Annotated in this window: 21 protein-coding genes and 2 tRNA genes; 3 read left to right on the forward strand and 20 right to left on the reverse strand. The window is 71.5% G+C overall.

What is annotated here, in order from left to right; translation table 11 throughout:
• Window positions 1-49 precede the first annotated feature (49 nt).
• Window positions 50-1,357, forward strand: coding sequence for a MocR-like pyridoxine biosynthesis transcription factor PdxR (pdxR, locus tag N542_RS0102100; RefSeq protein ID WP_231482383.1), 1,308 nt, complete (start codon window positions 50-52; stop codon window positions 1,355-1,357).
• Here pdxR and N542_RS0102105 read toward each other — a convergent pair.
• The 3 genes from N542_RS0102105 to N542_RS0102115 are packed head-to-tail and all read right to left on the reverse strand — an operon-like array spanning window position 1,346 to window position 4,013.
• Window positions 1,346-1,741 (reverse strand): DUF4233 domain-containing protein, encoded by a 396-nt coding sequence (locus N542_RS0102105; protein ID WP_028642520.1) that lies wholly within the window; start codon window positions 1,739-1,741, stop codon window positions 1,346-1,348. The genes pdxR and N542_RS0102105 overlap by 12 nt on opposite strands.
• The gene (locus N542_RS0102110; protein ID WP_036505966.1) at window positions 1,738-3,099 is read right to left on the reverse strand and encodes a bifunctional folylpolyglutamate synthase/dihydrofolate synthase; all 1,362 of its coding nucleotides are present in this window, start codon (window positions 3,097-3,099) and stop codon (window positions 1,738-1,740) included. The genes N542_RS0102105 and N542_RS0102110 overlap by 4 nt, the downstream gene beginning before the upstream one ends.
• A gap of 23 nt (window positions 3,100-3,122) precedes the next feature.
• Window positions 3,123-4,013, reverse strand: a complete 891-nt coding sequence (locus tag N542_RS0102115; protein ID WP_028642522.1) for a GNAT family N-acetyltransferase — start codon at window positions 4,011-4,013, stop codon at window positions 3,123-3,125.
• Window positions 4,014-4,083: 70 nt separating this feature from the next.
• On the opposite strand from N542_RS0102115, the gene valS reads away from it, so the two are divergent.
• Window positions 4,084-6,717 carry a valine--tRNA ligase gene (gene valS, locus N542_RS0102120; RefSeq protein ID WP_028642523.1) on the forward strand — a complete coding sequence of 878 codons (2,634 nt, stop codon included), beginning with the start codon at window positions 4,084-4,086 and terminating at the stop codon, window positions 6,715-6,717.
• Window positions 6,718-6,723: 6 nt separating this feature from the next.
• Here the strand turns inward: valS and N542_RS0102125 are convergent, their stop codons facing one another.
• From N542_RS0102125 to N542_RS0102190, 13 genes are all read right to left on the reverse strand, one after another.
• Window positions 6,724-7,533 (reverse strand): hypothetical protein, encoded by an 810-nt coding sequence (locus tag N542_RS0102125; protein WP_155992820.1) that lies wholly within the window; start codon window positions 7,531-7,533, stop codon window positions 6,724-6,726.
• A gap of 217 nt (window positions 7,534-7,750) precedes the next feature.
• Complete coding sequence (gene clpX, locus N542_RS0102130) at window positions 7,751-9,034, reverse strand: ATP-dependent Clp protease ATP-binding subunit ClpX (RefSeq protein WP_028642525.1); 1,284 nt, start codon at window positions 9,032-9,034, stop codon at window positions 7,751-7,753.
• A gap of 146 nt (window positions 9,035-9,180) precedes the next feature.
• A complete protein-coding gene (locus tag N542_RS0102135) occupies window positions 9,181-9,789 on the reverse strand; it encodes an ATP-dependent Clp protease proteolytic subunit (protein WP_028642526.1) in 609 nt (202 codons plus the stop codon).
• Window positions 9,790-9,801: 12 nt separating this feature from the next.
• Complete coding sequence (locus tag N542_RS0102140; protein ID WP_036506102.1) at window positions 9,802-10,392, reverse strand: ATP-dependent Clp protease proteolytic subunit; 591 nt, start codon at window positions 10,390-10,392, stop codon at window positions 9,802-9,804.
• Between the two features lie 200 nt (window positions 10,393-10,592).
• The gene (locus N542_RS22965) at window positions 10,593-11,723 is read right to left on the reverse strand and encodes a PGAP1-like alpha/beta domain-containing protein (protein WP_081794962.1); all 1,131 of its coding nucleotides are present in this window, start codon (window positions 11,721-11,723) and stop codon (window positions 10,593-10,595) included.
• Between the two features lie 100 nt (window positions 11,724-11,823).
• Window positions 11,824-13,224: a trigger factor gene (tig, locus tag N542_RS0102150; protein ID WP_028642528.1), complete on the reverse strand. Its 1,401-nt coding sequence runs from the start codon at window positions 13,222-13,224 to the stop codon at window positions 11,824-11,826.
• Between the two features lie 61 nt (window positions 13,225-13,285).
• Window positions 13,286-13,358 (reverse strand) — tRNA-Pro (locus tag N542_RS0102155).
• 46 nt (window positions 13,359-13,404) lie between these two features.
• Window positions 13,405-13,478: transfer RNA gene (locus N542_RS0102165), tRNA-Gly, on the reverse strand.
• A gap of 100 nt (window positions 13,479-13,578) precedes the next feature.
• A complete protein-coding gene (locus N542_RS0102170) occupies window positions 13,579-14,622 on the reverse strand; it encodes a PP2C family protein-serine/threonine phosphatase (protein WP_051551293.1) in 1,044 nt (347 codons plus the stop codon).
• Between the two features lie 28 nt (window positions 14,623-14,650).
• Window positions 14,651-15,487 (reverse strand): Fpg/Nei family DNA glycosylase, encoded by an 837-nt coding sequence (locus N542_RS0102175; RefSeq protein ID WP_028642530.1) that lies wholly within the window; start codon window positions 15,485-15,487, stop codon window positions 14,651-14,653.
• Window positions 15,480-15,977 (reverse strand): ribose-5-phosphate isomerase, encoded by a 498-nt coding sequence (locus N542_RS0102180; protein ID WP_028642531.1) that lies wholly within the window; start codon window positions 15,975-15,977, stop codon window positions 15,480-15,482. Before N542_RS0102180 ends, N542_RS0102175 begins: the two co-directional genes overlap by 8 nt.
• Before the next feature lie 12 nt (window positions 15,978-15,989).
• Window positions 15,990-16,895, reverse strand: a complete 906-nt coding sequence (locus N542_RS0102185) for an alpha/beta hydrolase (protein WP_028642532.1) — start codon at window positions 16,893-16,895, stop codon at window positions 15,990-15,992.
• A gap of 18 nt (window positions 16,896-16,913) precedes the next feature.
• A complete protein-coding gene (locus N542_RS0102190) occupies window positions 16,914-18,881 on the reverse strand; it encodes a CASTOR/POLLUX-related putative ion channel (RefSeq protein WP_155992821.1) in 1,968 nt (655 codons plus the stop codon).
• A 114-nt stretch (window positions 18,882-18,995) separates the two neighbouring features.
• On the opposite strand from N542_RS0102190, the gene N542_RS22970 reads away from it, so the two are divergent.
• Window positions 18,996-20,186, forward strand: coding sequence for an MFS transporter (locus N542_RS22970; RefSeq protein ID WP_036505971.1), 1,191 nt, complete (start codon window positions 18,996-18,998; stop codon window positions 20,184-20,186).
• Here the strand turns inward: N542_RS22970 and N542_RS0102200 are convergent.
• From N542_RS0102200 to N542_RS0102215, 4 genes are all read right to left on the reverse strand, one after another.
• Window positions 20,158-21,624 carry a peptide MFS transporter gene (locus N542_RS0102200; protein ID WP_028642534.1) on the reverse strand — a complete coding sequence of 489 codons (1,467 nt, stop codon included), beginning with the start codon at window positions 21,622-21,624 and terminating at the stop codon, window positions 20,158-20,160. The genes N542_RS22970 and N542_RS0102200 overlap by 29 nt on opposite strands.
• Before the next feature lie 83 nt (window positions 21,625-21,707).
• Window positions 21,708-22,241 carry a MaoC family dehydratase gene (locus N542_RS0102205; protein WP_036506105.1) on the reverse strand — a complete coding sequence of 178 codons (534 nt, stop codon included), beginning with the start codon at window positions 22,239-22,241 and terminating at the stop codon, window positions 21,708-21,710.
• 58 nt (window positions 22,242-22,299) lie between these two features.
• Window positions 22,300-22,482 (reverse strand): DUF5302 domain-containing protein, encoded by a 183-nt coding sequence (locus tag N542_RS0102210; protein ID WP_028642536.1) that lies wholly within the window; start codon window positions 22,480-22,482, stop codon window positions 22,300-22,302.
• A gap of 41 nt (window positions 22,483-22,523) precedes the next feature.
• Window positions 22,524-23,732: an acyl-CoA dehydrogenase family protein gene (locus N542_RS0102215; protein WP_028642537.1), complete on the reverse strand. Its 1,209-nt coding sequence runs from the start codon at window positions 23,730-23,732 to the stop codon at window positions 22,524-22,526.
• Between the last annotated feature and the right edge of the window lie 98 nt (window positions 23,733-23,830).

Raw genomic sequence — 23,830 nt, forward strand, 5'->3', positions numbered from 1 at the left:
CAATCCGCGCCCAGTTGGACAGGACAGTCGGTTGGTCACCCTCCCCGTCGTGCTGGACCGCACGGCACCCGGTCCGCTCGGCGTCCAGCTCTCCGGTGCGATCCGCGAGCTGGTGCTCGCCGGCACCCTCGGGCGCGGCGACCGGCTGCCCAGCAGCCGGGCGCTCGCCGCCGACCTCGGCGTCAGCCGCTCGGTGAGCGAGCACGCCTACGAGCAGCTCCTCGCCGAGGGCTGGCTCGAGGCCCGCCGCGGGTCCGGCACGTTCGTGGCGGCGGGTGCAGCGGCCCAGGAGGCGACGCCGCGGCGTCGGGCGCCCGCACCGGCCGCGGACCTGGTGCGCCTCGATGCTGGCACGCCGTGGATCGATCCGCGCCACGCGGCCGGCTGGCGCCGGGCCTGGCGGGAGGTGTCGACGGCGCGCCCGCCGCGGGGGTACGACGACCCGCGCGGCCTGCCCGAGCTGCGCGCCGCCGTCGCCGACCGCCTCGGCCGGACTCGTGGCCTGCTGGTCGACCCCGACGAGGTCGTGATCACCAACGGGACGACCGACGGGCTGCGGCACCTGCTCGCCGCGCTCCCGGCCGGCCCGGTCGCGCTCGAGGACCCCGGCTACCGGGCGGCGGTCGAGACGGTGCGGGGCGTGGGCCGCGAGGTGCGCGACCTGCCGGCGCTGGAGCGGGTGACCGACCTGACCGGCACGGTCGCCGCCTACGTCACTCCGGCCCATCAGCACCCGCTCGGCCGGGTGCTGCCCGCGGCCGACCGGGTCGCGCTGCTCGACGCTGCCCGCACGGCGCGGGCCGTCGTGGTCGAGGACGACTACGACTCCGAGTTCCGCTACGACGTGGCGCCCGTGCCCGCGCTGGCCAGCCTCGACCGGCACCGCGTCGCCTACCTGGGCACCGCCGCGAAGTCGGTGGCGCCGTCGCTGCGGCTGGGCTGGCTGGTGCCGCCGCCGGCGCACCTCGACGCGATCAACGCGCGCCGGGTGATCACCCACGAGGGATCCCCGTGGCCGGTGCAGCGTGCGTTCCTCGCGCTGCTGCGCGACGGTTACGTCGACAAGGTCGTCCGGACCGCGCGGAGGGTGTACGCCGAGCGCGCCCCTCGGGTGGCGGCCGCGCTCACGCCGTACGCCGAGCTGGCGGGGCCGCTCGCGGGCATGTACTCGACCTGGCTGCTGCCCCAGGCCGACGCGGTGCGGGCGCAGCAGGCAGCGCGGCGAGCCGGCTTCGAGGTCAACCTGCTCTCGGACTACTGCCGCGCGGCGACCCTGACCGGCCTGGTGCTCGGCTTCGGCGGCGTCACCGACGACGAGCTGGACCGCGCGCTCGCGGCCGTGACGTCAGCCCTCTGACCCGCCCACGCCGCCACCGGCCTCGTCGTACGCCGCGAAGGCCTCGGCCCGCTCGCGCTCGATCCGGCGGCCCAGGAAGTAGGCGGACCCCCACAGCAGGGCGAAGATCCCGCCGAGCACGAACATCAGCGGGATCACGAACCCCAGCGCGACCGCGAGGACCTGCACCACCCAGCCCAGGGTGTAGGCCCACTCGGCGCGCAGCATCCCGGCGAGCAGCAGGCAGACGACCGCCAGGCCGACGCCCACGGCGACGGCCGTGCCCGCCGCGACGTCGGCGATCGAGATCATCACCGGGGTCGTCAGGCCGAGGGTGATCGCCTCGAGGCTGAGGACCGCGGCGCACATGCCGCGGCGCGGGGACCGCTCGCGCTCGTCGGTCATCGACCACGCACCAGGAGACTGCGGGCCTCGCCGACGGTCACGACCGAGCCGGTGACCAGCACCGCGCCCGAGCCGAGCCCCTCGCCGAAGGCCGCACCGGCCTCGGCCAGGGTGGCCGCGGCCTCGATGGCGTCACCGAGGTCGGGGGTCACCGAGACGCGGTCCTCGCCGAAGACCTCGCGCGCGATGACGGCGAGCTGGTCGGCGGGCAGGGCGCGGTCGGTGGAGCTCTGGGTGCACACGACGTGGGCGAGGTGCGGCTCGAGCGCCACCAGCAGCTGCTCCTGGTCCTTGTCGGCCATCACGCCGACCACGCCGATGAGCGGGTTGAACGTGAAGGAGTCCTCGAGGGCCGCCCCGAGCGCCTCAGCGCCGTGCGGGTTGTGCGCGGCGTCGAGCACCACGGTGGGGCTGCGCCGCACGATCTCGAGCCGGCCGGGCGACGTCACCTGGGCGAAGGCGGCGCGGACGACGTCCGCGTCGAGCGGCGCGTCGCCGACGAAGGACTCCACGGCGGCCAGGGCCACGACCGCGTTCTGCGCCTGGTGGGCGCCGTACAGCGGCAGGAAGACGTCGTCGTACTGCGCCCGGAGGCCCCGCAGCGTGAGCATCTGGCCGCCGACCGCCGGGGTGCGGGTGGCGACGCCGAAGTCGATCCCCTCGCGGACAGCGGTGGCGCCGACCTCGGCGATCCGCTCGGCCAGGACTGCGGCCACCTCGGGGGTCTGGTCGGCCAGGACCACGACCGAGCCGGGCTTGATGATCCCGGCCTTCTCCACCGCGATCTGGGCCGGGTTGTCGCCCAGGTAGCGCGCATGGTCGACGGCGATCGGCAGGACCACCGCGACGGCGGCGTCGACGACGTTGGTGGCGTCCCAGGAGCCGCCCATCCCCACCTCGACCACGGCCACGTCGACCGGGGCGTCGGCGAAGGCGGCGTACGCCATGCCGACCACGGTCTCGAAGAAGGACAGCGGATGGTCCTGGTCGTTGTCGACCAGCTCGAGGTACGGCGCGACGTCGTTGAACGCACGCACGAAGTCGTCGTCCGGCAGCGGCTCGCCGTCGACGGAGATCCGCTCGGACATCCGCTCGACGTGCGGGCTGGTGAACCGTCCGGTGCGCAGGTCCAGCGCGCGCAGCAGGGTGTCGATCATCCGGGAGGTCGACGTCTTGCCGTTGGTGCCGGTCAGGTGGATGACCGGGTAGGAGCGCTGCGGATCACCGAGGATCTCGGTGAACGCGAGGATCCGGTCCAGCGACGGCTCGAGCCTGGTCTCGGGCCAGCGCGACAGCAGCGCGTCCTCGACCTCCTCGAAGGTCTCGGCCAAGCGGGGTGCATCGGGGGTCTCAGTCATCTCGGGACGAGTCTAGGGACTGCTCAGCCGACGAGCAGATTCACCATGTCCACGACCGCGCGGTAGCCGAGCGCCTGGTAGATCGCGTTGGACGTCGGGTTGGCCTGGTCGGTGAAGAGGCACACCCGCACGCCCTGCTCGACGTACTGCCGCGACACCTGGGCCACTGCCGCGCTGGCGTAGCCGCGACCGCGCTGGGCGGTGGGCGTGTAGACCGGGCCGACCCGCGCGACGCCGTACGCCGGGGGGTTGGCGCCGGTCAGGTGCACCCGGTCCCCCGCCTCGTCCTCCCAGAACCAGATGACGCCGTCGTCGATGCGGGCACGCAGGTCCTCCAACGTGAAGCCGTCCAGCATGCCGTGGGTGCCCGGTCGCCCGGCCTGCTCCGCGGCCGCGGACTCGAAGGCGAGGAACCACGCGAGCGCGAGCTCCGCGTCCGCCGCGGTCGCGACCCGCAGGGCGCCGGGCGGCGCCGGTGGAGCGACCAGCTCGCCGAGCTCGAAGAGCCGGGTGTGCTCCTGCACGCGGACCCGCTGGCCCCTCAGCAGTGCCAGCTCGTCGGCGATCACCTGCGCGGTCGGCAGCGCCCCGTTGATCCCCCCGACCGGCTCCTCCCGGTCGTGCAGCGCCCGGGCCAGGGCCCGCGCCGCGTCGTCCGGCATCGGCAGCGCATAGACGGGGTGCGGCTCGAACGGCGCCGTCCGCATGGCCACCCCCACGACGGCCCCGGCTGCGTCGCGCGCGGCCACCCACCACCGCGGGTGCTCGCCGCGCGGACGCCCCTGCGCGTCGTCGCTGACGTGGCGCCGGGTGACCGAGGCGATCACCGTGGTGAGGACCGGGTCGGCGGCCAGGTGCGGCTCCGCGGCGTCGAGGAAGGCGGAGGGATCGTCGTAGAACTCGAGGCTGGACACCCACCGCACGGTGGCCGAGCCGCACGCCCCTGCGCAACCGGTTTCGGTGTGGAGGCGCGCGCGGCCTAGGATTTCGGCCATGACCGAGACACAGAGCGAGGCCACGGAGACGACCAGCGCGGATCGACGCGCCGTCGTCGTACCCGAGAAGCCTGCGCTCGAGGGCCTCGAGGCCACCTGGAGCGAGCGGTGGAAGGCGCAGGACACCTACGCGTTCGACCGCACCCAGCCCCGCGCGAACGTGTACTCGATCGACACCCCGCCGCCCACCGTGAGCGGCAGCCTGCACGTCGGCCACGTGTTCTCCTACACGCACACCGACCTCATCGCCCGCTTCCAGCGGATGCGCGGCAAGTCCGTCTTCTACCCGATGGGCTGGGACGACAACGGCCTGCCGACCGAGCGCCGGGTGCAGAACTACTACGGCGTGCGCTGCGACCCGTCGCTACCGTACGACGCGGACTTCACCCCGCCCGAGAAGCCGGACCCGAAGAAGCAGGTCCCGATCAGCCGACCCAACTTCGTCGCGCTCTGCGAGCAACTGGTGGAGCAGGACGAGCAGGTCTTCGAGCAGCTGTGGCGCACCCTGGGTCTCTCGGTGGACTGGAAGCAGCACTACACGACGATCGGCGCGAAGTCGCAGACCGTCAGCCAGCGTGCGTTCCTGCGCAACTTCGCCCGCGGCGAGGCCTACCTCCAGGAGGCGCCGACCCTCTGGGACGTCACCTTCCAGACCGCCGTCGCCCAGGCCGAGCTCGAGGCGCGCGAGTACGCCGGCGCCTACCACCGCGTCGCGTTCCACCAGCCGGACGGCACTCCCCTCTACATCGAGACCACCCGCCCCGAGCTGATCCCCAGCGTGGTCGCGCTGATCGCCCACCCCGACGACGAGCGCTACCAGGCGCTCTTCGGGACCACCGTGACCAGCCCCGTCTTCGGGGTCGCGATCCCGGTCGTGCCGCACCCGCTCGCCGAGATCGACAAGGGCTCCGGCCTGGTCATGTGCTGCACCTTCGGCGACCTCACCGACGTCACGTGGTGGCGCGAGCTCGACCTGCCCGTGCGCACCCTGATGGGTCGCGACGGCCGGATGTCGCGCGAGACGCCCGAGTGGCTGGCGCACGAGCCCGCCGCCACGGCGTACGAGGAGCTCAAGGGCAAGACGGCCTTCTCCGCGCGGGAGGCGGTCGTCGCCGCGCTGCGCGCGAGCGGCGACCTGGACGGCGAGCCCAAGCCGACCCAGCGGATGACCAACTTCTACGAGAAGGGCGACAAGCCCCTCGAGATCGTCGCGACCCGGCAGTGGTACATCCGCAACGGAGGCCGCGACGCCGCCCTGCGCAGCGAGATGCTCGAGCGCGGCGCCGAGATCCAGTGGCTCCCGGGCCACATGAAGCACCGCTACGACAACTGGGTCGGCGGCCTCAACGGCGACTGGCTCATCTCGCGGCAGCGCTTCTTCGGCATCCCGTTCCCGGTCTGGTACCCCCTCGACGCGGATGGCGAGCCCGACTACGACCACCCCCTGCTGCCCCCCGAGGCCGACCTGCCGGTCGACCCGTCGACCGACGCGCCGAGCGGCTACTCCGAGGACCAGCGCGGCAAGCCGGGCGGGTTCCTGGGCGACCCGGACGTCATGGACACCTGGGCGACCTCGTCCCTGACGCCGCAGATCGCCGGCGGCTGGGAGTCCGATGACGACCTGTGGCAGCGCGTCTTCCCGATGGACCTGTGCACCCAGGCGCACGACATCATCCGCACCTGGCTCTTCGCCCGGGTGGTCCGGGCCCACTTCGAGAACCACGCCGCACCCTGGTCGCACGCGCTGGTCTCCGGCTTCATCCTCGACCCGGACCGCAAGAAGATGTCGAAGTCCAAGGGCAACGTCGTCGTCCCGACCGAGATCCTGGACAAGTACGGCGCCGACGCGGTCCGGTGGCGCGCCGCGATGGCACGACCCGGCCTGGACTCGCCCTTCGACGAGACCCAGATGAAGGTCGGACGCCGGCTCGCGATGAAGGTGCTGAACGCCTCGAAGTTCGTCCTCGGCGGCGTCGGCGCCAGCGGGGTCAACCCGTTCGAGGTCTCCGAGCCGGTCGACTGCGCGCTGCTCGGCAAGCTCGGCGCGGTGGTGACCGCGGCCACCGACGCGTTCGAGGCCTACGACTACACGACCGCCCTCGAGACCGCCGAGAAGTTCTTCTGGGAGTTCTGCGACGACTACCTCGAGCTGGTCAAGGAGCGCGCGTACGACGAGGACGGCGGCGCGGCCACCGTCTCGGCCAAGGCGACCCTCGCGATCGCCCTGGACGTGCAGCTGCGCCTGCTCGCGCCCTTCCTGCCGTACGTCACCGAGGAGGTCTGGTCGTGGTGGCAGGAGGGGTCGATCCACCTCTCCGGCTGGCCGACCGTCACCGAGCTCGGCTCGGCCGCCGCGACCGACGCTGTCGCGCTCCACGCCGTCGCGGCCGCGCTGGTGGGCATCCGGGGTGCGAAGTCGAACGCGAAGGTCTCGATGCGCGCGCAGCTGTCCCGGGTGGAGATCAGCGGCCCTCAGCCGCTGGTCGCGGCTGCCGAGCTCGCCGCCGGCGACCTGCGTCGGACCGGCAAGATCGTGGGCGACCTGGTGTTCACCGCCGTGGAGGGCGCCACCGAGATCACGGTCGCGGCCGAGCTCGCGCCGGTCGAGCCTGTCGAGGGCTGAGCGGCCTCAGTGGTGGCCGCGGTGCCCGCGGCCGTCGTGACCGCCGCGGTCGTCGTGACCACCGCGACCGCCGTGACCACCGCGACCGTCGGAGCGGTGGTCACCGCGGTCGCCCTGCTTGGCCTGGTCACCCTGCTTGCCCTGGTCGCCCTGGTTGCCCCGGTCGTCCTGCTTGCCCTGGTCGCCCCGGTGACCCCGGTCGCCGCGGTGTCCCCGGCCGTGTGAGCCGGACCCGTCGCCGCGGCCGCTCGGGGGGGTCGTGGTCGACGGAGTAGCCGGCTTCTCGGTCGGCGGGGTGGCGACGTCGGGCTCGGTCGTCGGGTCCGTGGAGGTGTGGCCGCTGCCGTGACCGTGGTGGCCCGACGAGGGGCCGGCCGGCGGCTTCGGGGTGGTCGCCGGCGGGGTGGCGACCGGCGTGGGGCTCGCGCTCGGCGGTGCTGCCGTCGCCGGCGCGGCCGCCGCGGGGGCCGCTGCGGTCGGCGCGCTCACCGCGGCGTGGGCGATGCTGGGCTGGGCGGGCCGGACGGTCATGGCCGCCACGAGCCTGCGCGCCGGCTTCTTCCTGGTCTTCGCGGCCGGGGCCGTCACGGGCGCCGGCGCGGCCACCGGTGCCGGTGCCACGTCGGCGGGATCGGTGGCAGGGGCGGGCTCTGCCGGCGTCTTGGGCACCAGCAGCGAGCTGGCGATCATCCCCATCGGGGTGTGCCGCGCGAAGCCGCCCAGGGCGTCGGTGCGGACGGCGTGCGCCATCACTCCGAAGCACGCCAGCACGACGACGATCGAGGCCACAAACGGCGCCCGGTGCTCTGACCGCATGCTTACCCTCCCGAGACGGACTGACCTGTCAGGGAGAGAGTTTTCCGGTCCAGACCACGTGGCTCCAAACCCCCGGGCCCGGTTCGGCCACAAATGACCCAGAAGGGCTACGCGGGGTGGTCACCCCGGGTCGGCCGTCCTGGGTCGACGAAGCGGATCCCGGACGGTCGACGACCGTCCGGGAGCTCGACCGCGCAGGTCGTGGCGCCGCGGAGCCTCAGGCGGACTTCTTCTTCTTGGCCTCGGACTCGCGCGGGACCAGCGTCGGGGCGACGTTGTCCGTCACGACCTCGCGGGTCACGATCACCTTGGCGACGTCGCCACGCGAGGGCACGTCGTACATCACGTGGAGGAGGACCTCCTCGATGATCGCGCGCAGGCCACGGGCACCGGTGCCCCGCTCCATCGCGTTGTCGGCGATGGCCTTGATGGCGTCCTCGGTGAACTCGAGCTCGACGCCGTCGAGCTCGAACAGCTTCTGGTACTGCTTGACCAGCGCGTTGCGCGGCTCGGTGAGGATCTGGACCAGGGCCTCCTGGTCCAGCTTGGTGACGCTGGCGATCAGCGGCAGCCGGCCGATGAACTCGGGGATCAGGCCGAACTTCGTGAGGTCCTCGGGACGCACGAGCGACAGCAGGTCCTCGGCCTCCTTCTCGGCCTGGCCGCGGACCTCGGCGGTGAAGCCGAGGGTCTTCTTGCCGACGCGCTGCTCGATGATGTGCTCGAGCCCGGCGAACGCCCCACCCACCACGAAGAGGATGTTGGTGGTGTCGATCTGGATGAACTCCTGGTGGGGGTGCTTGCGGCCGCCCTGCGGCGGCACCGAGGCGGTGGTGCCCTCGATGATCTTCAGCAGCGCCTGCTGCACGCCCTCACCGGACACGTCCCGCGTGATCGAGGGGTTCTCCGCCTTGCGGGCCACCTTGTCGATCTCGTCGATGTAGATGATGCCGGTCTCGGCCTTCTTGACGTCGTAGTCAGCGGCCTGGATCAGCTTGAGCAGGATGTTCTCGACGTCCTCGCCGACGTAGCCGGCCTCCGTCAGCGCGGTCGCGTCGGCGATCGCGAAGGGGACGTTGAGCATCCGAGCCAGCGTCTGGGCGAGATAGGTCTTGCCGCAGCCGGTCGGTCCGATCACGAGGATGTTGGACTTCGCGACCTCGACGACCTCTTCCTTGCTGTGCTTGCCCGAGAGGGGCTGGATCCCGGCCTGCACCCGCTTGTAGTGGTTGTAGACCGCGACCGCGAGGGACTTCTTCGCCTGCTCCTGGCCGATCACGTAGGAGTTGAGGAACTCGAAGATCTCCTTCGGCTTGGGCAGCTCGTCGAGGCTGACCTCGGTGCCCTCGTTGAGCTCTTCCTCGATGATCTCGTTGCACAGGTCGATGCACTCGTCGCAGATGTAGACGCCGGGGCCGGCGATCAGCTTCTTGACCTGCTTCTGGCTCTTCCCGCAGAAAGAGCACTTCAGCAGGTCGCCTCCGTCACCGATACGTGCCACGGGCGGTCATCCTCCGGTAGGTCGAGCCCGGTAAGTCGAGCTGGTCGAGCGGTCGTGCCTGGGATGTGCGGTTCGGGGCCCGAGGGCCCCCCTGACGGTACCCCGTGCCACCCCCGATGCGGGGATGGACACGAAGTACGTCGGGATCAGGCGAGGGCCGGGACGGCCTTGCGCGACTCGATCACGGCGTCGATCAGGCCGTACTCGACCGCCTGGGCGGCGGTCAGGATCTTGTCGCGCTCGATGTCGTGGCTGACCTGGTCGATCGATCGACCGCTGTGGTCGCTGATCATCTTCTCGAGCAGCTCGCGCATCCGGAGGATCTCGTTGGCCTGGATCTCGATGTCCGAGGTCTGGCCGAACGTGCCCTCGGTGTAGGGCTGGTGGATCAGGATCCGGCTGTTGGGCAGCGCCATCCGCTTGCCGCGGGCACCGGCGCCGAGCAGGATCGCGGCCGCGGAGGCCGCCTGACCGATGCACACCGTCTGCACGTCGGGCTTGATGAAGTTCATCGTGTCGTAGATCGCCGTCAGCGCGGTGAACGAGCCACCGGGGCTGTTGATGTAGATCTGGATGTCCTGGTCGGGGTTCATCGACTCCAGGCACATCAGCTGCGCGATGACCGCGTTGGCGACGTCGTCGGAGATCGGCGAGCCGAGGTAGATGATGCGGTCCTCGAAGAGCTTGGCGTAGGGGTCGATCCGGCGGAAGCCGTAGGACGTGCGCTCTTCCCACTGCGGGATGTAGTAGTTCATCGGTCTCCCCGTTCAGTTCTTGCTGGTGTGGGCCGGGCGGCCTTCGTCGGCGGCCTCGCGGGCGCTCTTGACGACCTGGTCGACCAGGCCGTAGTCCTTGGCCTGCTCGGCGGTGAACCAGCGGTCGCGGTCGGCGTCGGTCTCGACCTGCTCACGGGTCTGGCCGGTGTGCTCGGCGATCAGGTCGAGCAGCACCTGCTTGATGTGCAGCGACTGCTGGGCCTGGATCTTGATGTCGGAGGCGGAGCCACCCATCCCGGAGGACGGCTGGTGCATCATGATCCGCGCGTGCGGCAGGGCGTAGCGCTTGCCCTTGGTGCCGGCGCAGAGGAGGAACTGTCCCATCGACGCGGCCAGGCCCATGCCCACCGTCGCGACGTCGTTCGGGATGTAGTTCATGGTGTCGTAGATCGCCATGCCGGCGTCGACGGAGCCGCCCGGGCTGTTGATGTGCAGGAAGATGTCGGCCTCGGGGTCCTCGGCCGACAGCAGCAGCAGCTGGGCGCAGATCGCGTTGGCGTTCTGGTCGCGGACCTCGGAGCCGAGGAAGACGATGCGCTCGCGCAGCAGGCGCTGGTAGATGTGGCCGTCGAGGTCGTTCATCCCGCCGCCGCCGTTGAGCTGCGGCTGATGAGTCCCCGGGTGCGAGGCGGAGCTGGAGTACTGGGTCACGGGAGCGACCCTAGCCGCAACAGCCGACAGTTCCACGGCCAACCGCCCCCTGTTCGCCAACAGCGGATTTCGGGTCCGGTCGTCTCACCGGTCGGCGCGCAGCTCGCGGTCGGCGCCCGTTCGGGGCGTGCTCACCGCAGCCACGCGCGCAGGGCGTCGTGGACGTCGGGGTGGTTGAGGAGGCCGAAGTGGTCGGTGCGGCCCAGGTGCAGCACGTCGGCCCCGGGGAAGAGCTCGCGGCCGCCGCGGCCGCGACCGTACGCCGACGACGGGCGCACCAGCAGGTCGCCGACGACGTGCCCGACCGGGTGCCGCTCGCGGGTCGTCAACGTGCCCGCCACGAGCCGGTACCGCGCGTGCGGCAGCGGCGGCACGTCGTCGGCCAGCCCCGCCACCAGGTCGTGGACGCCGACCGAGCGCCGGTCGAGGATCCGGCCGAAGGCGGCGGTCTCCGGCAGCCGGGCCAGGCCCCGCGCGCCGTGCCCGATGCCCCACGCGATCGGCGCGCCGAGGTGCGGCGTGCCGAGCGTGACCACGTCCGTGACGAGGTCCGCCCACGGGGCCGGGGCGTCGCTGGCGACCGCCCCCGCGGCTCGGATCACCAGTCCGCCCATCGAGTGCCCGACGAGCGCCACCTGCGTCACCGGGACCGGCCAGGCGCCGACCAGCCGGTCGAGGAGAGCGGCCAGTGCGACGCCGTTCTCGCGCACGGTCAGCCCGCTGTTGGCTCGGAGGAGGACCGGCGTCCAGCCGAGCCCCACGAGCGTCTCGGCGTACGTCGTGCCGGTGCGCTCGCGACCGAGGTCCCAGTAGGACTCGTTCTCGCACAGCCCGTGCTGGAGGACGACGACCCGCCCGGTCGCGTCCGGGAAGGCGGCGGCGAGGTCCCGCGGCGTGAGGGCGACGTCGCGCCCGTCGATGCGCACCGCCATCGTGATCGCCAGCCGGGGACGGTCGACGGCGAGGCTGTCCCCGATCAGGCCGTTGACCGCGGAGCGGACGAACCGTCCGCGAGGGCCGTCGTCGAGGCGGGGACCGAGGCCCGCCGCGCCGGCCCGGTCGAGCCCGGTCGCCGCGACGCGCAGCCCGAGGCCGACGCCGGCGTACACGGCACTGGTGATCGACCGCCCGGGGTAGCCACCGAGCCGGTCCGCCCACGCGTCGTGGGTGTCGCGCGCGCTGCGGACCACCAGCTCGTCGGCGACCTCGGACAGGAGCGAGAGCGCGTCCAGCACGCCGGGTCCCGTTGCGCGCTGGCTCATGGGGCGACCATACCCGCGGTATGACGATCTGGCGACCGCCCGAAATGCCACCGACCCGCCCGAGGGACTCGAGCGGGTCGGCGTACGACGTGCGGGCGGATCAGGCCTCGGCCTGCTCCTCCTCGACGACCTCGGTCGCCTCGGTCTCGGCGGTCGCCTCGGGCTCCGGCTCGCCGATGGTGCCGTCGGGGCGCAGGTTCTTCAGCTCCACCGCGTTGCCCGAGGCGTCGGTGACGACGGCCGACTCGACGATGCGCGCCAGCGCCTTGCCGCGCAGGATCTCCTGCACCAGCTCCGGGATGTGGTTGTGCTCGAACATGTGGTTGGCGAACTCCTGCGGGTCCTCACCGCCCTGCTGGGCCTTGCGGACCATGTGCTCGGAGAGCTCCTGCTGGTCGATGCCGAACTCCTCGACCTGGGCGATCTCGTCCAGGATGAACTGCGCGGTGACCGCGTCGCGGACCCGGCGCTCGAGGTCGGCCTCGAACTCCTCCAGGGTCTGCGCCTCGTCCTCGAGGTACTTCTCCATGGTGACGCCGGCGTACGCGAGCTGCTGCTCGAAGCTGCGGCGACGGGCGTTGAGCTCATCGGTGACGATGGTCTCGGGCAGCGGCACGTCGACCGACTCGAGCAGCGCCTCGAGGACGGCGTCGCGCGCGGCGGCGGCCTGCTCGAGGCGGCGGCCGCGGCCGAGCCGCTCGCGCACGTCGTCGGTGAGCTCGGCGACGGTGTCGTACTCCGAGGCCAGCTGCGCGAACTCGTCGTCGAGCTCGGGGAGCTCCTGCTCCTGCACCTGGGAGACGGAGACCGCGACGTCGACGCCCTCGCCGACCAGGTCACCGCCCACGAGCTGGGAGGTGAAGATCTTCTCGTCGCCTGCGGCCAGACCCACCAGGGCCTCGTCGAGACCGTCGATCATGCCGCCGCGACCGACGCGGTAGGACATGCCGGTGACCTCGGCGCCGTCGACGACCTCGCCGTCCTTGGTGGCCTTGAGGTCCATGACCACGAAGTCGCCGTCGGCCGCGGGGCGCTCGACGTCGATCAGGGTCGCGAAGCGCTCACGCAGCGCCTCGACCTGCTCGGCGACGTCCTCGTCGCTGATCGTGATGTCCTCGACCTGGGCGGTGACGCCCTCGTACGTCGGCAGCGTGATCTCGGGCTTCACGTCGACCTCGGCGGTGAACTCGAGGGTCTCGTTGTCCTCGAACTTGGTCACCTCGATGTCCGGCTGCGCGAGCGGCTGGAGGTCGTTGGCCTGGAGCGCCTCGACGTACTTCTGCGGGACGACCTCGTTGACGGCCTCCTCGAGGACGGCACCGCGGCCGACCTGCCGGTCGATGACGGCCGGCGGGACCTTGCCGCGGCGGAAGCCGGGGACGTTGATCTGCTTGGCGATCTTCTGGTAGGCCGCGTCGAGGCTCGGCTTGAGCTCCTCGAAGGGCACCTCGACGGTCAGCTTGGCCCGGGTCGGGCTCAAGGTCTCGACGGCGCTCTTCACAGGCATTCTCCTACTTTTCGGTGACGTTCTGGGGTGGTGTCGTGCGTCAGTGCTGGTGCAGTCGGGGCGACAGGACTCGAACCTGCGGTCTCCTGCTCCCAAAGCAGGCGCGCTAGCCACTACGCTACGCCCCGCCAAGTGGGGCCCACCCGCGCGTGTGAGCACGCTCAGGACCCTGCTTGGAGCGGATGACGGGAATCGAACCCGCGTAATCAGTTTGGAAGACTGGAGCTCTACCATTGAGCTACATCCGCGAGCCCGGGGCCGAGGCCCCGAGAGCGGAGGCAATCGTGCCACACCGGCGGTGCTCGACCCCAACCGGGACGACCGCCGGTACGCCGTCCTCCCGCGCGTCTAGCGCCGGTGGACCAGCACCAGGGCCCGGTCGTCGTTGCGCGAGCCGAGCGCGTCGACGAGCCGGTCGGCGCCGCCGGCGAACTCTCCGCGCAGCAGGCCCTCCGCCTGGCCGAGCATCCGGTCGATCCCGAGGCTGATGTCGCGACGCGGCGTCTCGACCATGCCGTCGGTGTAGAGCAGCAGCGCGTCGCCCGAGCGCAGCACCCCGGCGACGGTGGTGAACTCGGCGCCCTCGATCAGGCCGAGGACCGGTCCCTCCCCCTCGTGGACGGTCCACCGTCCCGAGCCGGCGTCGAGCTGCGCGGCGGGCGGGTGACCCGCCGTGCGCACCTCGAAGGCGCCGGTGACCAGGTCGAGGGAGAGGTGGACCGCGGTGGCGAAGCCCTCCTCCCAGCCCTGGCGCAGCAGGTAGTCGTTGGCGGCCGGCAGGAAGTCCGCGGGCGGCAGCGCCCCGAGCAGTCCGCCGAAGGCACCGGAGAGCAGCAGCGCCCGGGTGCCCGCCTGCTCCCCCTTGCCCGACACGTCCACGACGACGATCTCGAGGCGGTCGGACTCCGGCGTACGCACGGAGACGAGGAAGTCCCCCGCGAACGGCGTCCCGCCGGCCGAGCGCAGCGCGAGCTCCGCGGCCCACTCGTCCGGGAGGTCCGGGATGACCCCCTGGCTGAGGATCCGGTCGCGCAGGTCGATGAGCATCGACTCACCCCGGACCCCGGCGACCCCGAGGCGGGAGCGGCGGAAGGAGGTGAGCAGCACGATGAAGCACAGCAGGTAGAGCACGGTGATGGCCAGCACGATCCGGGTGGTGATCGGGTCCTGGCGGGTGATGGCGAGCATCAGCATCACCATCACGAACACCACGAACCACGGCAGCTGCCGGGGGCCGAGCAGCAGGCTGCCGAGCAGCAGCGGCACGACCAGCACCGTCATCGGCGCCGTGCCGGGCCAGGTCAGCACCACGGCGGTCACCACGAGGGTCAGCGCCAGCAGCAGCGTGAGGATGCCGTTGCCCCGCGGGATCAACCGTCGGCGAGCGCTCATGGTCGTCGGTCCTCGTCCTGGAGTGGCATCACTGTAGTGCTCGCGACCGGTACCTGCGCTGGCATTGGGAGCACCAGAAGAGGTTGCGGCCCTGGAGCTCCGCGGTGCGTACGGCGCGGCCGCACACGTGGCACGGCATCCCGTTGCGGCGGTAGACGTAGACCTCGCCGCCGTGGTCGTCGCGGCGCGGTGCCCGCCCCATCGCCTCCGGGGTGTGCTCGTCGCGGACGGTGTCGATCCGCCCGGTCCGCACGCCGTCGCGCATGAGCACCACCAGGTCGTCCCAGAGCGCGCGCCACTGGCCGACCCGCAGGGTGCTGCCCGGTCGGTAGGGGTCCAACCGGTGCCGGAAGAGCACCTCGGCGCGGTAGACGTTGCCCACCCCTGCCAGGACGCTCTGGTCCATCAGCAGGCCGCCGATCGGCGCCTTGCTGCGCCGGATCCGCTCCCAGGCGACGCTCGGGTCGGCGTCCGCGCGCAGCGGGTCCGGGCCCGAGCGCGCCACGATCTCGTCGCGCTCGGCGCGGGTGAGCAGCTCGCAGGCCGTGGCGCCCCGCAGGTCGGCGTAGCCGGTGTCGGAGACGAGTCGCAACCGGACCTGGCCGACGGGCTCGGGGACGACGGGCTCGTCGGCGTGCACGTCGAACCTGCCGTAGAGGCCCAGGTGGACGTGCACGAACCGGTCGTCGGGGAAGGCGATGAAGAGGTGCTTGCCCCACGCCTCGGCACCGACCAGCACCTGCCCGTCCACCTGCGCCGCAGAGCCCGCGAAGCGTCCCTGCGGGCTGCTCGCCCCGACCACCCGGCCACCGAAGGTCGCGGTCAGCTCGTCGGCGAGGCGGTGGAGGGTATGGCCCTCAGGCATCGGCCGGGCGCTCAGGCAGCGGCGGCAGGTCGCCGCTCGCCTCGTACGCCGTGAGCTCGTCGATCCGGCGCTGGTGGCGCTCGGCACCCGAGAACGGCTCGGCGAGGAAGAGCTCGACGAAGCGCGTCATGTCCTCCAGCGAGTGCATCCGGCCGCCGACGGCGACGACGTTCGCGTCGTTGTGCTGGCGGCCAAGCAGCGCGGTCTCCTCCGACCAGGCCAGCGCGCAGCGGATGCCGGCGACCTTGTTGGCCGCGATCTGCTCGCCGTTGCCCGATCCACCGATCACCACACCGAGGCTGTCCTGGCCCGCGGCCCGCTCCTGGGCCACGGCGGAGGCGGCGCGCAGGCAGAAGACGGGGTAGTCGTCGTCGGCGTCGTACCAGAACGGCCCGTGGTCGACGGGCTCGTAGCCGTGCTCGGTGAGCCAGGCGGTCAGGTGGTCCTTGAGATCGAGTCCGGCATGGTCGCAGCCGAGGTGCACGCGCATGCGGTCATCCTCTCAGTCCTGCTGCTGCGGGCTGTACTGGCCCAGGAACCCGGCGGTCTGGCGCAGCAGCGCCTCGGCGGCCGGGAAGACCGCCGGGTGCCGCCAGAACCCGTGCAGCTGGCCCAGGTAGCGGGTGGCGGTGACCGCGACGCCGGCATCCGCGAGCAGCCCGGCGAGGTGCTCGCCCTCACCGCAGAGCGGGTCGTGCTCGGCGGTGACCACCAGCGTCGGCGGCAGGGTCGCGAGCCGGTCGGAGAGCAGCGGGGCCAGGTCGGGGTCGTCGTGGTCGGCCGGCGAGGCGGCGTACTGCTGCCAGTACCAGGCGGCCTCGCGCGGGTCGAAGCCGTCGGCCCGGGTGCGGTACGTCTCGAACCCGGCCCGTGGGTCGAGGAAGGGGTAGATCAGCACGGCCGCCGTGAAGCGGCCCGGGTGACGCAGCGCGGCGACCAGCGCCAGGTTGGCGCCCGCGCTGTCGCCGTGGACGTACAGAGGGCCGTGGATCCGGAGGTCGGCGACGTCCCGGTTGTCCTCGATCCAGCGCAGCACGGTCGACACGTCGTCCGGCGCCGCCGGGAAGCGGTGCTCCGGCGGACGCCGGTAGTCGACGCTGATCACCGCCATCCCGGCCCGGTTGGCCAGCCGCCGGGCGGCGGCGTCGTGGACCTCGACGTCGTTGAAGACGAACCCGCCACCGTGCAGGTGCACGACGACCCCGGCCCGGGCCCCGCCCGGTCGGTAGAGCCGCACGGGTACGCCGTCCGCGTCGAGGTCGCGCACCTCGGCGACGTCCTCGCGCGGCTCGGCGGCCGCCGCAGCACGGGCCTGCGCCCGAGCGGCCTCGATGTCGTAGCCGTCGGTCCACACAGGGGTCTCGCCGGCGACCAGCTCGAGGGCACGCCGCGACTCGGGGAAGAGCATGGGGCCAAACTAGTGCGCTCAGTCCTCCGCGAGCACGACGACCCGGTCGCCGGGGACCACCCGGAACGTCTCGGACTTGGCCGGGTTCACGCGGACGCCGAAGCTGGTCGTGCCGTCCGACAGCGCCACCGACTTGTAGCCGATCGCGGTCTCGCCGCGCCGGATGGCGCCGGCCACGACGGTCGCGAACTCGACCTCGGACCCGGGCTCGGCGTACCACTCGGCGGGTCGCAGGTAGATCTCGCTGCCCGCGTCGCCGAGGAGCTCCGAGAAGACCGCCTCGAGGCGGTGGTCCTCGGAGAGCTGGGTGACCAGCAGGCTGACGATCTCGCCGCTGACGACGACGTCGTCGACGTGCGCCACCTGGGCCAGGACCCGGTTGCGGTCGTCGAGCATCTCGCTGACGACCGGGGTGGCCGAGCCCGCCCTGGCGAGGATGTCGCGCACGTGCAGCAGGGTCACCAGCGTGCGGGCGTCCGCGGCCTGCGCCTCGAGGTGGTCGGAGTAGCAGAGCACGATGACCTGGTCGAGATCGGCGCGCAGGTGGGCCTCGAGGGTGGCCCGGTCGGTGGTCGGGGCCGTGACGACGGTGACGTCGAGGTTGGTCATCGGCGGCAGGGCGGCCGGAGCGTACGACGTCACCACGGTCAGGGCCGAGCCGGGGGGTGCGTACTTGTCGAGCTCCCGCAGCACGATCGGGGCGCGCTCGTTCCAGCCGAGCAGCACCGCCCGGGTCGGGTGGTCGTCGAAGCCGAAGGAGGTGCCCAGCCGGGTCAGGTCCGGGGTCGCCAGGGCGTCCGGGGCGCCGCGCAGGGTCGAGTCGTCCTCGGCCACGACGATCAGCGTGCAGCCGGCCACGAGGGTGTCCGGCGGCGGGTTCAGCTTCGGGCCGTCGTCGGAGATCACGCCGATCACACCGGCCAGTTCGTAGCCGAGCAGCGCGTCGGCGTACGTCGCGCCCTCCCCCAGGCCGTGGCCGTCGAGGAAGTAGATCTCGTCGCCGCCGTAGTCGAAGAGCTCGGTGTAGACGGCGGCCGCGCCGGACTGCCGCGAGGTCTGGACGATCAGCTTGGCGACGGTCTCGCGGATGTCGAGGAGCACCGTGCGGTCGGCGCCGACGAGCCGGGCCGCCTCCAGGTTGGTCGGGTTGCGGATCTCGGCGACGATGCGCGGGCCGTCGGGACCGTCGTGCGTCAGGGCGAGCAGCGTCTTGATGACCTCGCTGTCCGGGTCGTCGGAGGTCTCCGGGGCGAGCAGGATGACCGAGCGGGCCGATCCGTGGCTGCTCAGCGCGAGGTCGTCGAGGTCCATCGGCGAGCCGGAGCGGCAGATCACCCGGGTGCCGCGCAGGTCCGGGACCTTGGCCCGCAGGATCTCCTCCATCTCGACCTTGTCGCGGTCGGCGAGGATGACGATCACCGGCTTCCTGCGGCTCTCGTTGGCCAGCGTCAGCTCGCTGACGATCGTGAAGATCGAGTCCGACCAGCCGAGGATGACGGTGTGGTCCTGCTCGAGCACCGTCGAGCGGCCGCGGCGCAGGTCGGCGAGCTTGGCGTCGATCCCGGTGGCGATCACACCGATCAGCGCGCTGACGATGAAGAGCCCGGCGATCGTGAGCACCAGCATCGTGAGCAGGAACTGCCACGACGCGGCACCGTCACCGGCGACGGTCCCGGGGTCCAGGGCGTGGAAGAGGTTCTGCATCAGGTCGCGGAAGAACGGGCGCGCCGGGTCGTCCGGCGACCGGAGCCGGAAGATCGCGACGATCACGGTGAACGCCAGGATCAGCACCACGGTGGTGACGCACAGCCACGCGATCAGCGCGGGCGTCCCGCGCGACATGCTGTTGTCGAACTGGTAGCGCAGCCGCTCGCGGAGCTTCGGCTCCTCCCGGTGCCTGCTCCGCGCCAGCGGGGTGGACCGCTCGGTCGGCGCCCCCATCGCCCTCGTCGCGCGCTGACGTGCCTGCAGACCTGTCCGTGCCATGAACTCCCCCACGCCGTGTGTACCTCGGACCATCGTCCCGTACGGCGTCCTCCTGAGCACCGCTTTCCTCGGAACTCCTGAGTCACCGCGACGCGCGGCGTGCCACCATGCGCCATGCAGAACTCGCGGGCTCGCGTCGCCACCGCTGCCGGATTCGGGACCCAGGGGCTGATCCTGCTCAGCCTCACCACCCGGCTGCCCGACTTCCAGGACAAGTGGCACCTGTCGGACGTGGACCTGTCGCTCGTCCTGCTGATGATGATCCTGCTGGCGGGGGTCGGCTCGGTGGTGGCCGAGACCCTCGCGAAGCGCCGCGACAGCGCCCTGCTGCTCCGCATCGGCCTGGTGGTCGTCGGGGTGTCCGTGGCGACGCTGTGCCTGGCCCCGAGCTCGGGCGTCTTCGTGGCCGGCATGGCCGGCTACGGCGTCGGCCTGGGCATGGTCGACGCCAGCACCAACATGCAGGCGGTGGCCCTGGAGCACCTCTACGGGCGGCCGATCCTGCCGTCGTTCCACGGTGTGTGGACGCTCGGCGGCGTCATCGGTGCCGTGATCGGGCTGGCGACGGCGGACGCCTCGGTCGGGGCGATCGCCTTCGTCGGCGTCATCCCGCTGGTGGTCGCCTGCGGGCCGTTCCTGCCGCGCGACCACGGAGCCACCGAGCTCGCCACGGAGGTCGCCGTGCCCTGGCGCCCGATCGTCCTGGTCGGCATCGCGATGGTGCTCTTCTACATGGTCGACACCGGCGTCCAGACCTGGGGACCGCTCTTCCTCGACCACACGTTCACGACGCCGCACCGGTACGTCGCGCTCTCGGCACTGGCCTACCTGCTCGCGAGCGGGACCGTGCGGATCCTCGGCGACCAACTGGTCTCGCGGCTCGGCGTCGTCCCGGTCCTCCGCGTCGGCGCGGTGGTCGGCGCGGCCGGGCTCGCGGTCGTGGTCTTCTCCCCCGCCTGGCCGGTCGCCGTGGCCGGGTTCGCCATCCTCGGTGCCGGCGTCGCCGTCGTGGCCCCGCTCAGCTTCTCCGCCGCCGCCCGGATCGCGGGTGCGGCCGAGGACGGCGTCGAGTTCGAGCCCGCCGTCCGGCAGGCGCGCGTGGACGCCGTGATCGCGCGCTTCAACCAGTTCAACTACGTCGGTGCGCTGCTCGGATCGGTGATGACCGGGCTCGTCGGCCAGGACTCGCTGCGGATCGGCTTCGCCGTCCCGATGGTCCTGGTGCTCGGCATCATCCCGCTCGCACCGGCGTTCGCGCCCCGGGTCGCGGCCGCGGTCAGTGGACCCCGGCCATCAGTCTCCTGATCGGGCGGTTCGCGGCGATCATCAGCAGGCCCACGACGATGGCCACGACGCCGATCAGCAGGAAGTAGCCGGTCTCGTCGTCGGGGTCGTAGTACGCCGCGAGCCGCCCCGACATCGCCGTGCCGAGCGCGACCGACAGGAAGTAGAGCGCCACCATCTGCGTGTGATACGTCGCGGGCGCCAGCTTGGTCGAGAGCGACAGCCCCACCGGTGAGATGAAGAGCTCGGCCAGCGTGAAGACGAGCAGCACCCCGGCGAGGGCCACGACGGACACCGCGTGGTCGCCGGCCGGCATCGGCAGGAAGAGCAGGAACGCGACCCCCATGAGGGTGGTCCCGATGCCGAACTTCACCGGGCTCGAGGGCTGCCGCGGACCGAGCCGGGTCCACACGAGGGCGAAGACGGGGGCCAGCGCGATGATGAAGATCGGGTTGATCGACTGCACCCACGACACCGGCATCGTCCAGTCGCCGAAGCTGCGGTCCAGGCGCTTGTCGGAGTAGACGGTGACCACCGTGAACTGCTGCTGGTAGAGCGACCAGAAGACGGCGTTCGTGACGAACATCGGCACGAACGACCAGACCCGGCTGCGCTCCACCGCCGACACCGCCCTGCTGGTGAGCAGCAGGACGAAGTAGCCGATCGCGGCGACGATGGTGATCGCGACGACCCAGTCCGACAGGTTGCCGGCGTTCAGCACGCCCGTGAGCGCCAGGACGGCCACCACGACCACCGCGGCGACCAGGAGCACGACGTACCGGGTCCGCTCGTGCGGCTGCAGCGGGTGGGGCACCACGCGGGTGTCGTCGGGCAGCCGCTTGCGGCCGATCGAGTACTGCACGAGCCCGAGGAACATGCCGACCGCGGCGGCTCCGAAGCCCCAGTGGAAGCCCTTGTTCTCCTGCAGCCAGCCCGTGAGCAGGGGGCCGACGAAGGCGCCGATGTTGATGCCCATGTAGAAGAGCGAGAACCCCGCGTCGCGGCGCTCGTCCCCCTCCGCGTAGAGGGAGCCGACCAGCGACGTCGCGTTGGCCTTCACCCCGCCGCTGCCGAGCGCGATCAGGCACAGGCCGACGCCGACCCCGGCGATGCCGGGGATCAGCGCGAGCCCGATGTGGCCGAGCATCACGACGACGGCCGCGTAGAAGAGGGTGCGCTCCGCGCCGATCACCCGGTCCGCCAGCCACGCCCCGAGGATCGTCGCGAGGTAGACGGCCCCGCCGTACGCCCCGACGATGCCGGTCGCCGTGGCCTCGTCGATGCCCAGGCCGCCCTGGGCGGTCGAGTAGTACAGGTAGATCAGCAGGATGCCCTGCATGCCGTAGAAGCTGAACCGCTCCCACATCTCCACGCCGAAGAGGTTGGCGAGGGGGCGGGGCTGACCGAAGAACCCCCGGTCGAGCCCGTCGGGCTGGTGCGTGTCGGTCGAGCTGCTCACCCGATGACCGTGCCCGGGCCGCACGCCCGGCAAACGGGCTCGGCACAGCTGCGCCGCTGGGGCCGCGGCCGTCCCGGGACGTCCTAGCTGGGTCCGGGACCGCTCCAGTGCTTGTCCGGCTGCGGCACCGGGCGGCCCGGCTGCTCGCCGCCGCGGGCCTCGAGGTAGCTCGCCTTCGGCACCATCACCTTGCGGCGGAAGATGCAGACGATCGTGCCGTCCTGGTTGTAGCCGATGGTCTCAACGTGGACGACGCCGCGGTCGTCCTTGGACCTGCTCTCGGTCTTGCCGAGCACGGTGGTCTCGCCGTACAGCGTGTCACCGTGGAAGGTCGGGGCGACGTGGCGCAGCGACTCCACCTCCAGGTTGGCGATCGCCTTGCCGGAGATGTCCGCGACGCTCATGCCGAGCAGGATCGAGTAGACGTAGTTGCCCACGACGACGTTCTTGCCGAACTGCGTCGTCTCCTCGGCGTAGTTGGCGTCGAGGTGCAACGGGTGGTGGTTCATGGTGAGCAGGCAGAACAGGTGGTCGTCGTACTCGGTCACCGTCTTGCCGGGCCAGTGCTTGTAGGTCGCGCCGACCTCGAACTCCTCGTAGCTGCGTCCGAACTGCATGGCGCCCATGGTGCCGGTCAGCGCGACGTTGCGCACCCGTTGCTACGCGTGGGTAATGTCACGAGCCCCCGCCGCCGGCCTTCCTGCGGTGCATCTTCGGCGCGTTGTCCGAGACCTCGGAGCCGTGGGCCTTCTCCTGGAGCGGACCGTCCTGGTGGACGCCCTTCTCCCGGGAGCTCTTGCGGTCCAGTGCCTCGCGCATCTTGGCCTTGAGGTCGTCGTTGGCATGCGAGTCGGTCATGGACCCACCTTCGCACGAGGACGCACAGGGCGTCGACCGCCTCAGGACTTGACCGCGTAGGTCTTGAGCAGGCTGCGGCCGATGATCATCTTCTGGATGTCGGAGGTGCCCTCACCGATCAGCATGAAGGCCGCCTCGCGGTAGAGCCGCTCGATCTCGTACTCCTTGGAGTACCCGTAGCCACCGTGGATCCGGAAGGAGTCCTGGACGACCTCGTTGCAGTACTCCGAGGCGACCATCTTGGCCATCCCGGCCTCGACGTCGTTGCGCTCGCCGGCGTCCTTCTTGCGGGCCGCGCGCACCATCATCGTGTGGGCGACCTCCACCTTGGTGGCCATCTCCGCGAGGCGGAAGAGGATGGCCTGGTGGTCGGCGATCTGCTTGCCGAAGGTGTGGCGCTGCTGGGAGTACGCCGCGCCGAGCTCGAAGGCCCGCAGCGCGATGCCGCAGGCGCGGGCCGCGACGTTGACGCGGCCGACCTCGACGCCGTCCATCATCTGGTAGAAGCCCTGACCGGGCTCGCCGCCGAGGATCTGCTCGGCCGCGATCTGGTGGCCCTCGAAGATCATCTCCGTGGTGTCGATGCCCTTGTAGCCCATCTTGTCGATCTTGCCGGGCACGGTGACGCCCTGGGCGGTCTCGCCGAAGCCGGGCTCCTTCTCCACCAGGAAGGTCGTCATCCGCTTGTAGACCGACACCGAGTCGTCATGGCCCTCGTCGGTCTTCACCAGCACCGCCACGAGCGTGGAGGAGCCGCCGTTGGTCAGCCACATCTTCTGGCCGGTGATCGAGTAGGAGCCGTCGTCGGCCCTGGTCGCCTTGGTCGAGATCGCCGAGACGTCGGAGCCCAGGCCCGGCTCGGACATCGAGAACGCGCCGCGGACCTCGCCGGTGGCCATCCGCGGCAGGTACTTCTGCTTCTGCTCCTCGGTGCCGTGCTTCATCAGCATGTAGGCCACGATGAAGTGGGTGTTGATGACGCCGGAGACGCTCATCCAGCCGCGCGCGATCTCCTCGACGCACAGCGCGTAGGTCAGCAGCGACTCGCCCAGCCCGCCGTACTCCTCCGGGATCATCAGCCCGAAGATCCCGAGCTCCTTGAGACCCTCGACGATCTCCGTGGGGTACTTGTCGGCGTGCTCCAGCGCCTGGGCCGCGGGGATGATCTCCTTCTCGACGAAGGTGCGGACCGCCTTGAGGATCTCGGCCTGGTCGTCGGTCAGGTCATCGGTCTCGGCGAGGCGACCCATCGGTGCTCCTGGAGTGTCGAAGAGTGGCGGACCCTCCGGACACTACCGGCTGGTAACGAAGGACGCAGGCCCGCCCGGTGTGACGCTGGGTACCATTC

Source organism: Nocardioides sp. URHA0020, assembly GCF_000620705.1.
Lineage (GTDB): Bacteria > Actinomycetota > Actinomycetes > Propionibacteriales > Nocardioidaceae > Nocardioides.

Coding starts and splice junctions, on each gene's coding strand:
- N542_RS0102105 (WP_028642520.1), bottom strand. CDS start 1,741: ATGACCGACGAGCGCGAGCGGTCCCCGCGCCGCGGCATGTGCGCCGCG.
- N542_RS0102110 (WP_036505966.1), bottom strand. CDS start 3,099: ATGACTGAGACCCCCGATGCACCCCGCTTGGCCGAGACCTTCGAGGAG.
- N542_RS0102125 (WP_155992820.1), bottom strand. CDS start 7,533: ATGCGGTCAGAGCACCGGGCGCCGTTTGTGGCCTCGATCGTCGTCGTG.
- N542_RS0102135 (WP_028642526.1), bottom strand. CDS start 9,789: ATGAACTACTACATCCCGCAGTGGGAAGAGCGCACGTCCTACGGCTTC.
- N542_RS0102140 (WP_036506102.1), bottom strand. CDS start 10,392: ATGAACGACCTCGACGGCCACATCTACCAGCGCCTGCTGCGCGAGCGC.
- N542_RS22965 (WP_081794962.1), bottom strand. CDS start 11,723: ATGAGCCAGCGCGCAACGGGACCCGGCGTGCTGGACGCGCTCTCGCTC.
- N542_RS0102170 (WP_051551293.1), bottom strand. CDS start 14,622: ATGAGCGCTCGCCGACGGTTGATCCCGCGGGGCAACGGCATCCTCACG.
- N542_RS0102175 (WP_028642530.1), bottom strand. CDS start 15,487: ATGCCTGAGGGCCATACCCTCCACCGCCTCGCCGACGAGCTGACCGCG.
- N542_RS0102180 (WP_028642531.1), bottom strand. CDS start 15,977: ATGCGCGTGCACCTCGGCTGCGACCATGCCGGACTCGATCTCAAGGAC.
- N542_RS0102185 (WP_028642532.1), bottom strand. CDS start 16,895: ATGCTCTTCCCCGAGTCGCGGCGTGCCCTCGAGCTGGTCGCCGGCGAG.
- N542_RS0102190 (WP_155992821.1), bottom strand. CDS start 18,881: ATGGCACGGACAGGTCTGCAGGCACGTCAGCGCGCGACGAGGGCGATG.
- N542_RS22970 (WP_036505971.1), top strand. CDS start 18,996: ATGCAGAACTCGCGGGCTCGCGTCGCCACCGCTGCCGGATTCGGGACC.
- N542_RS0102205 (WP_036506105.1), bottom strand. CDS start 22,241: ATGCAGTTCGGACGCAGCTACGAGGAGTTCGAGGTCGGCGCGACCTAC.
- N542_RS0102210 (WP_028642536.1), bottom strand. CDS start 22,482: ATGACCGACTCGCATGCCAACGACGACCTCAAGGCCAAGATGCGCGAG.
- N542_RS0102215 (WP_028642537.1), bottom strand. CDS start 23,732: ATGGGTCGCCTCGCCGAGACCGATGACCTGACCGACGACCAGGCCGAG.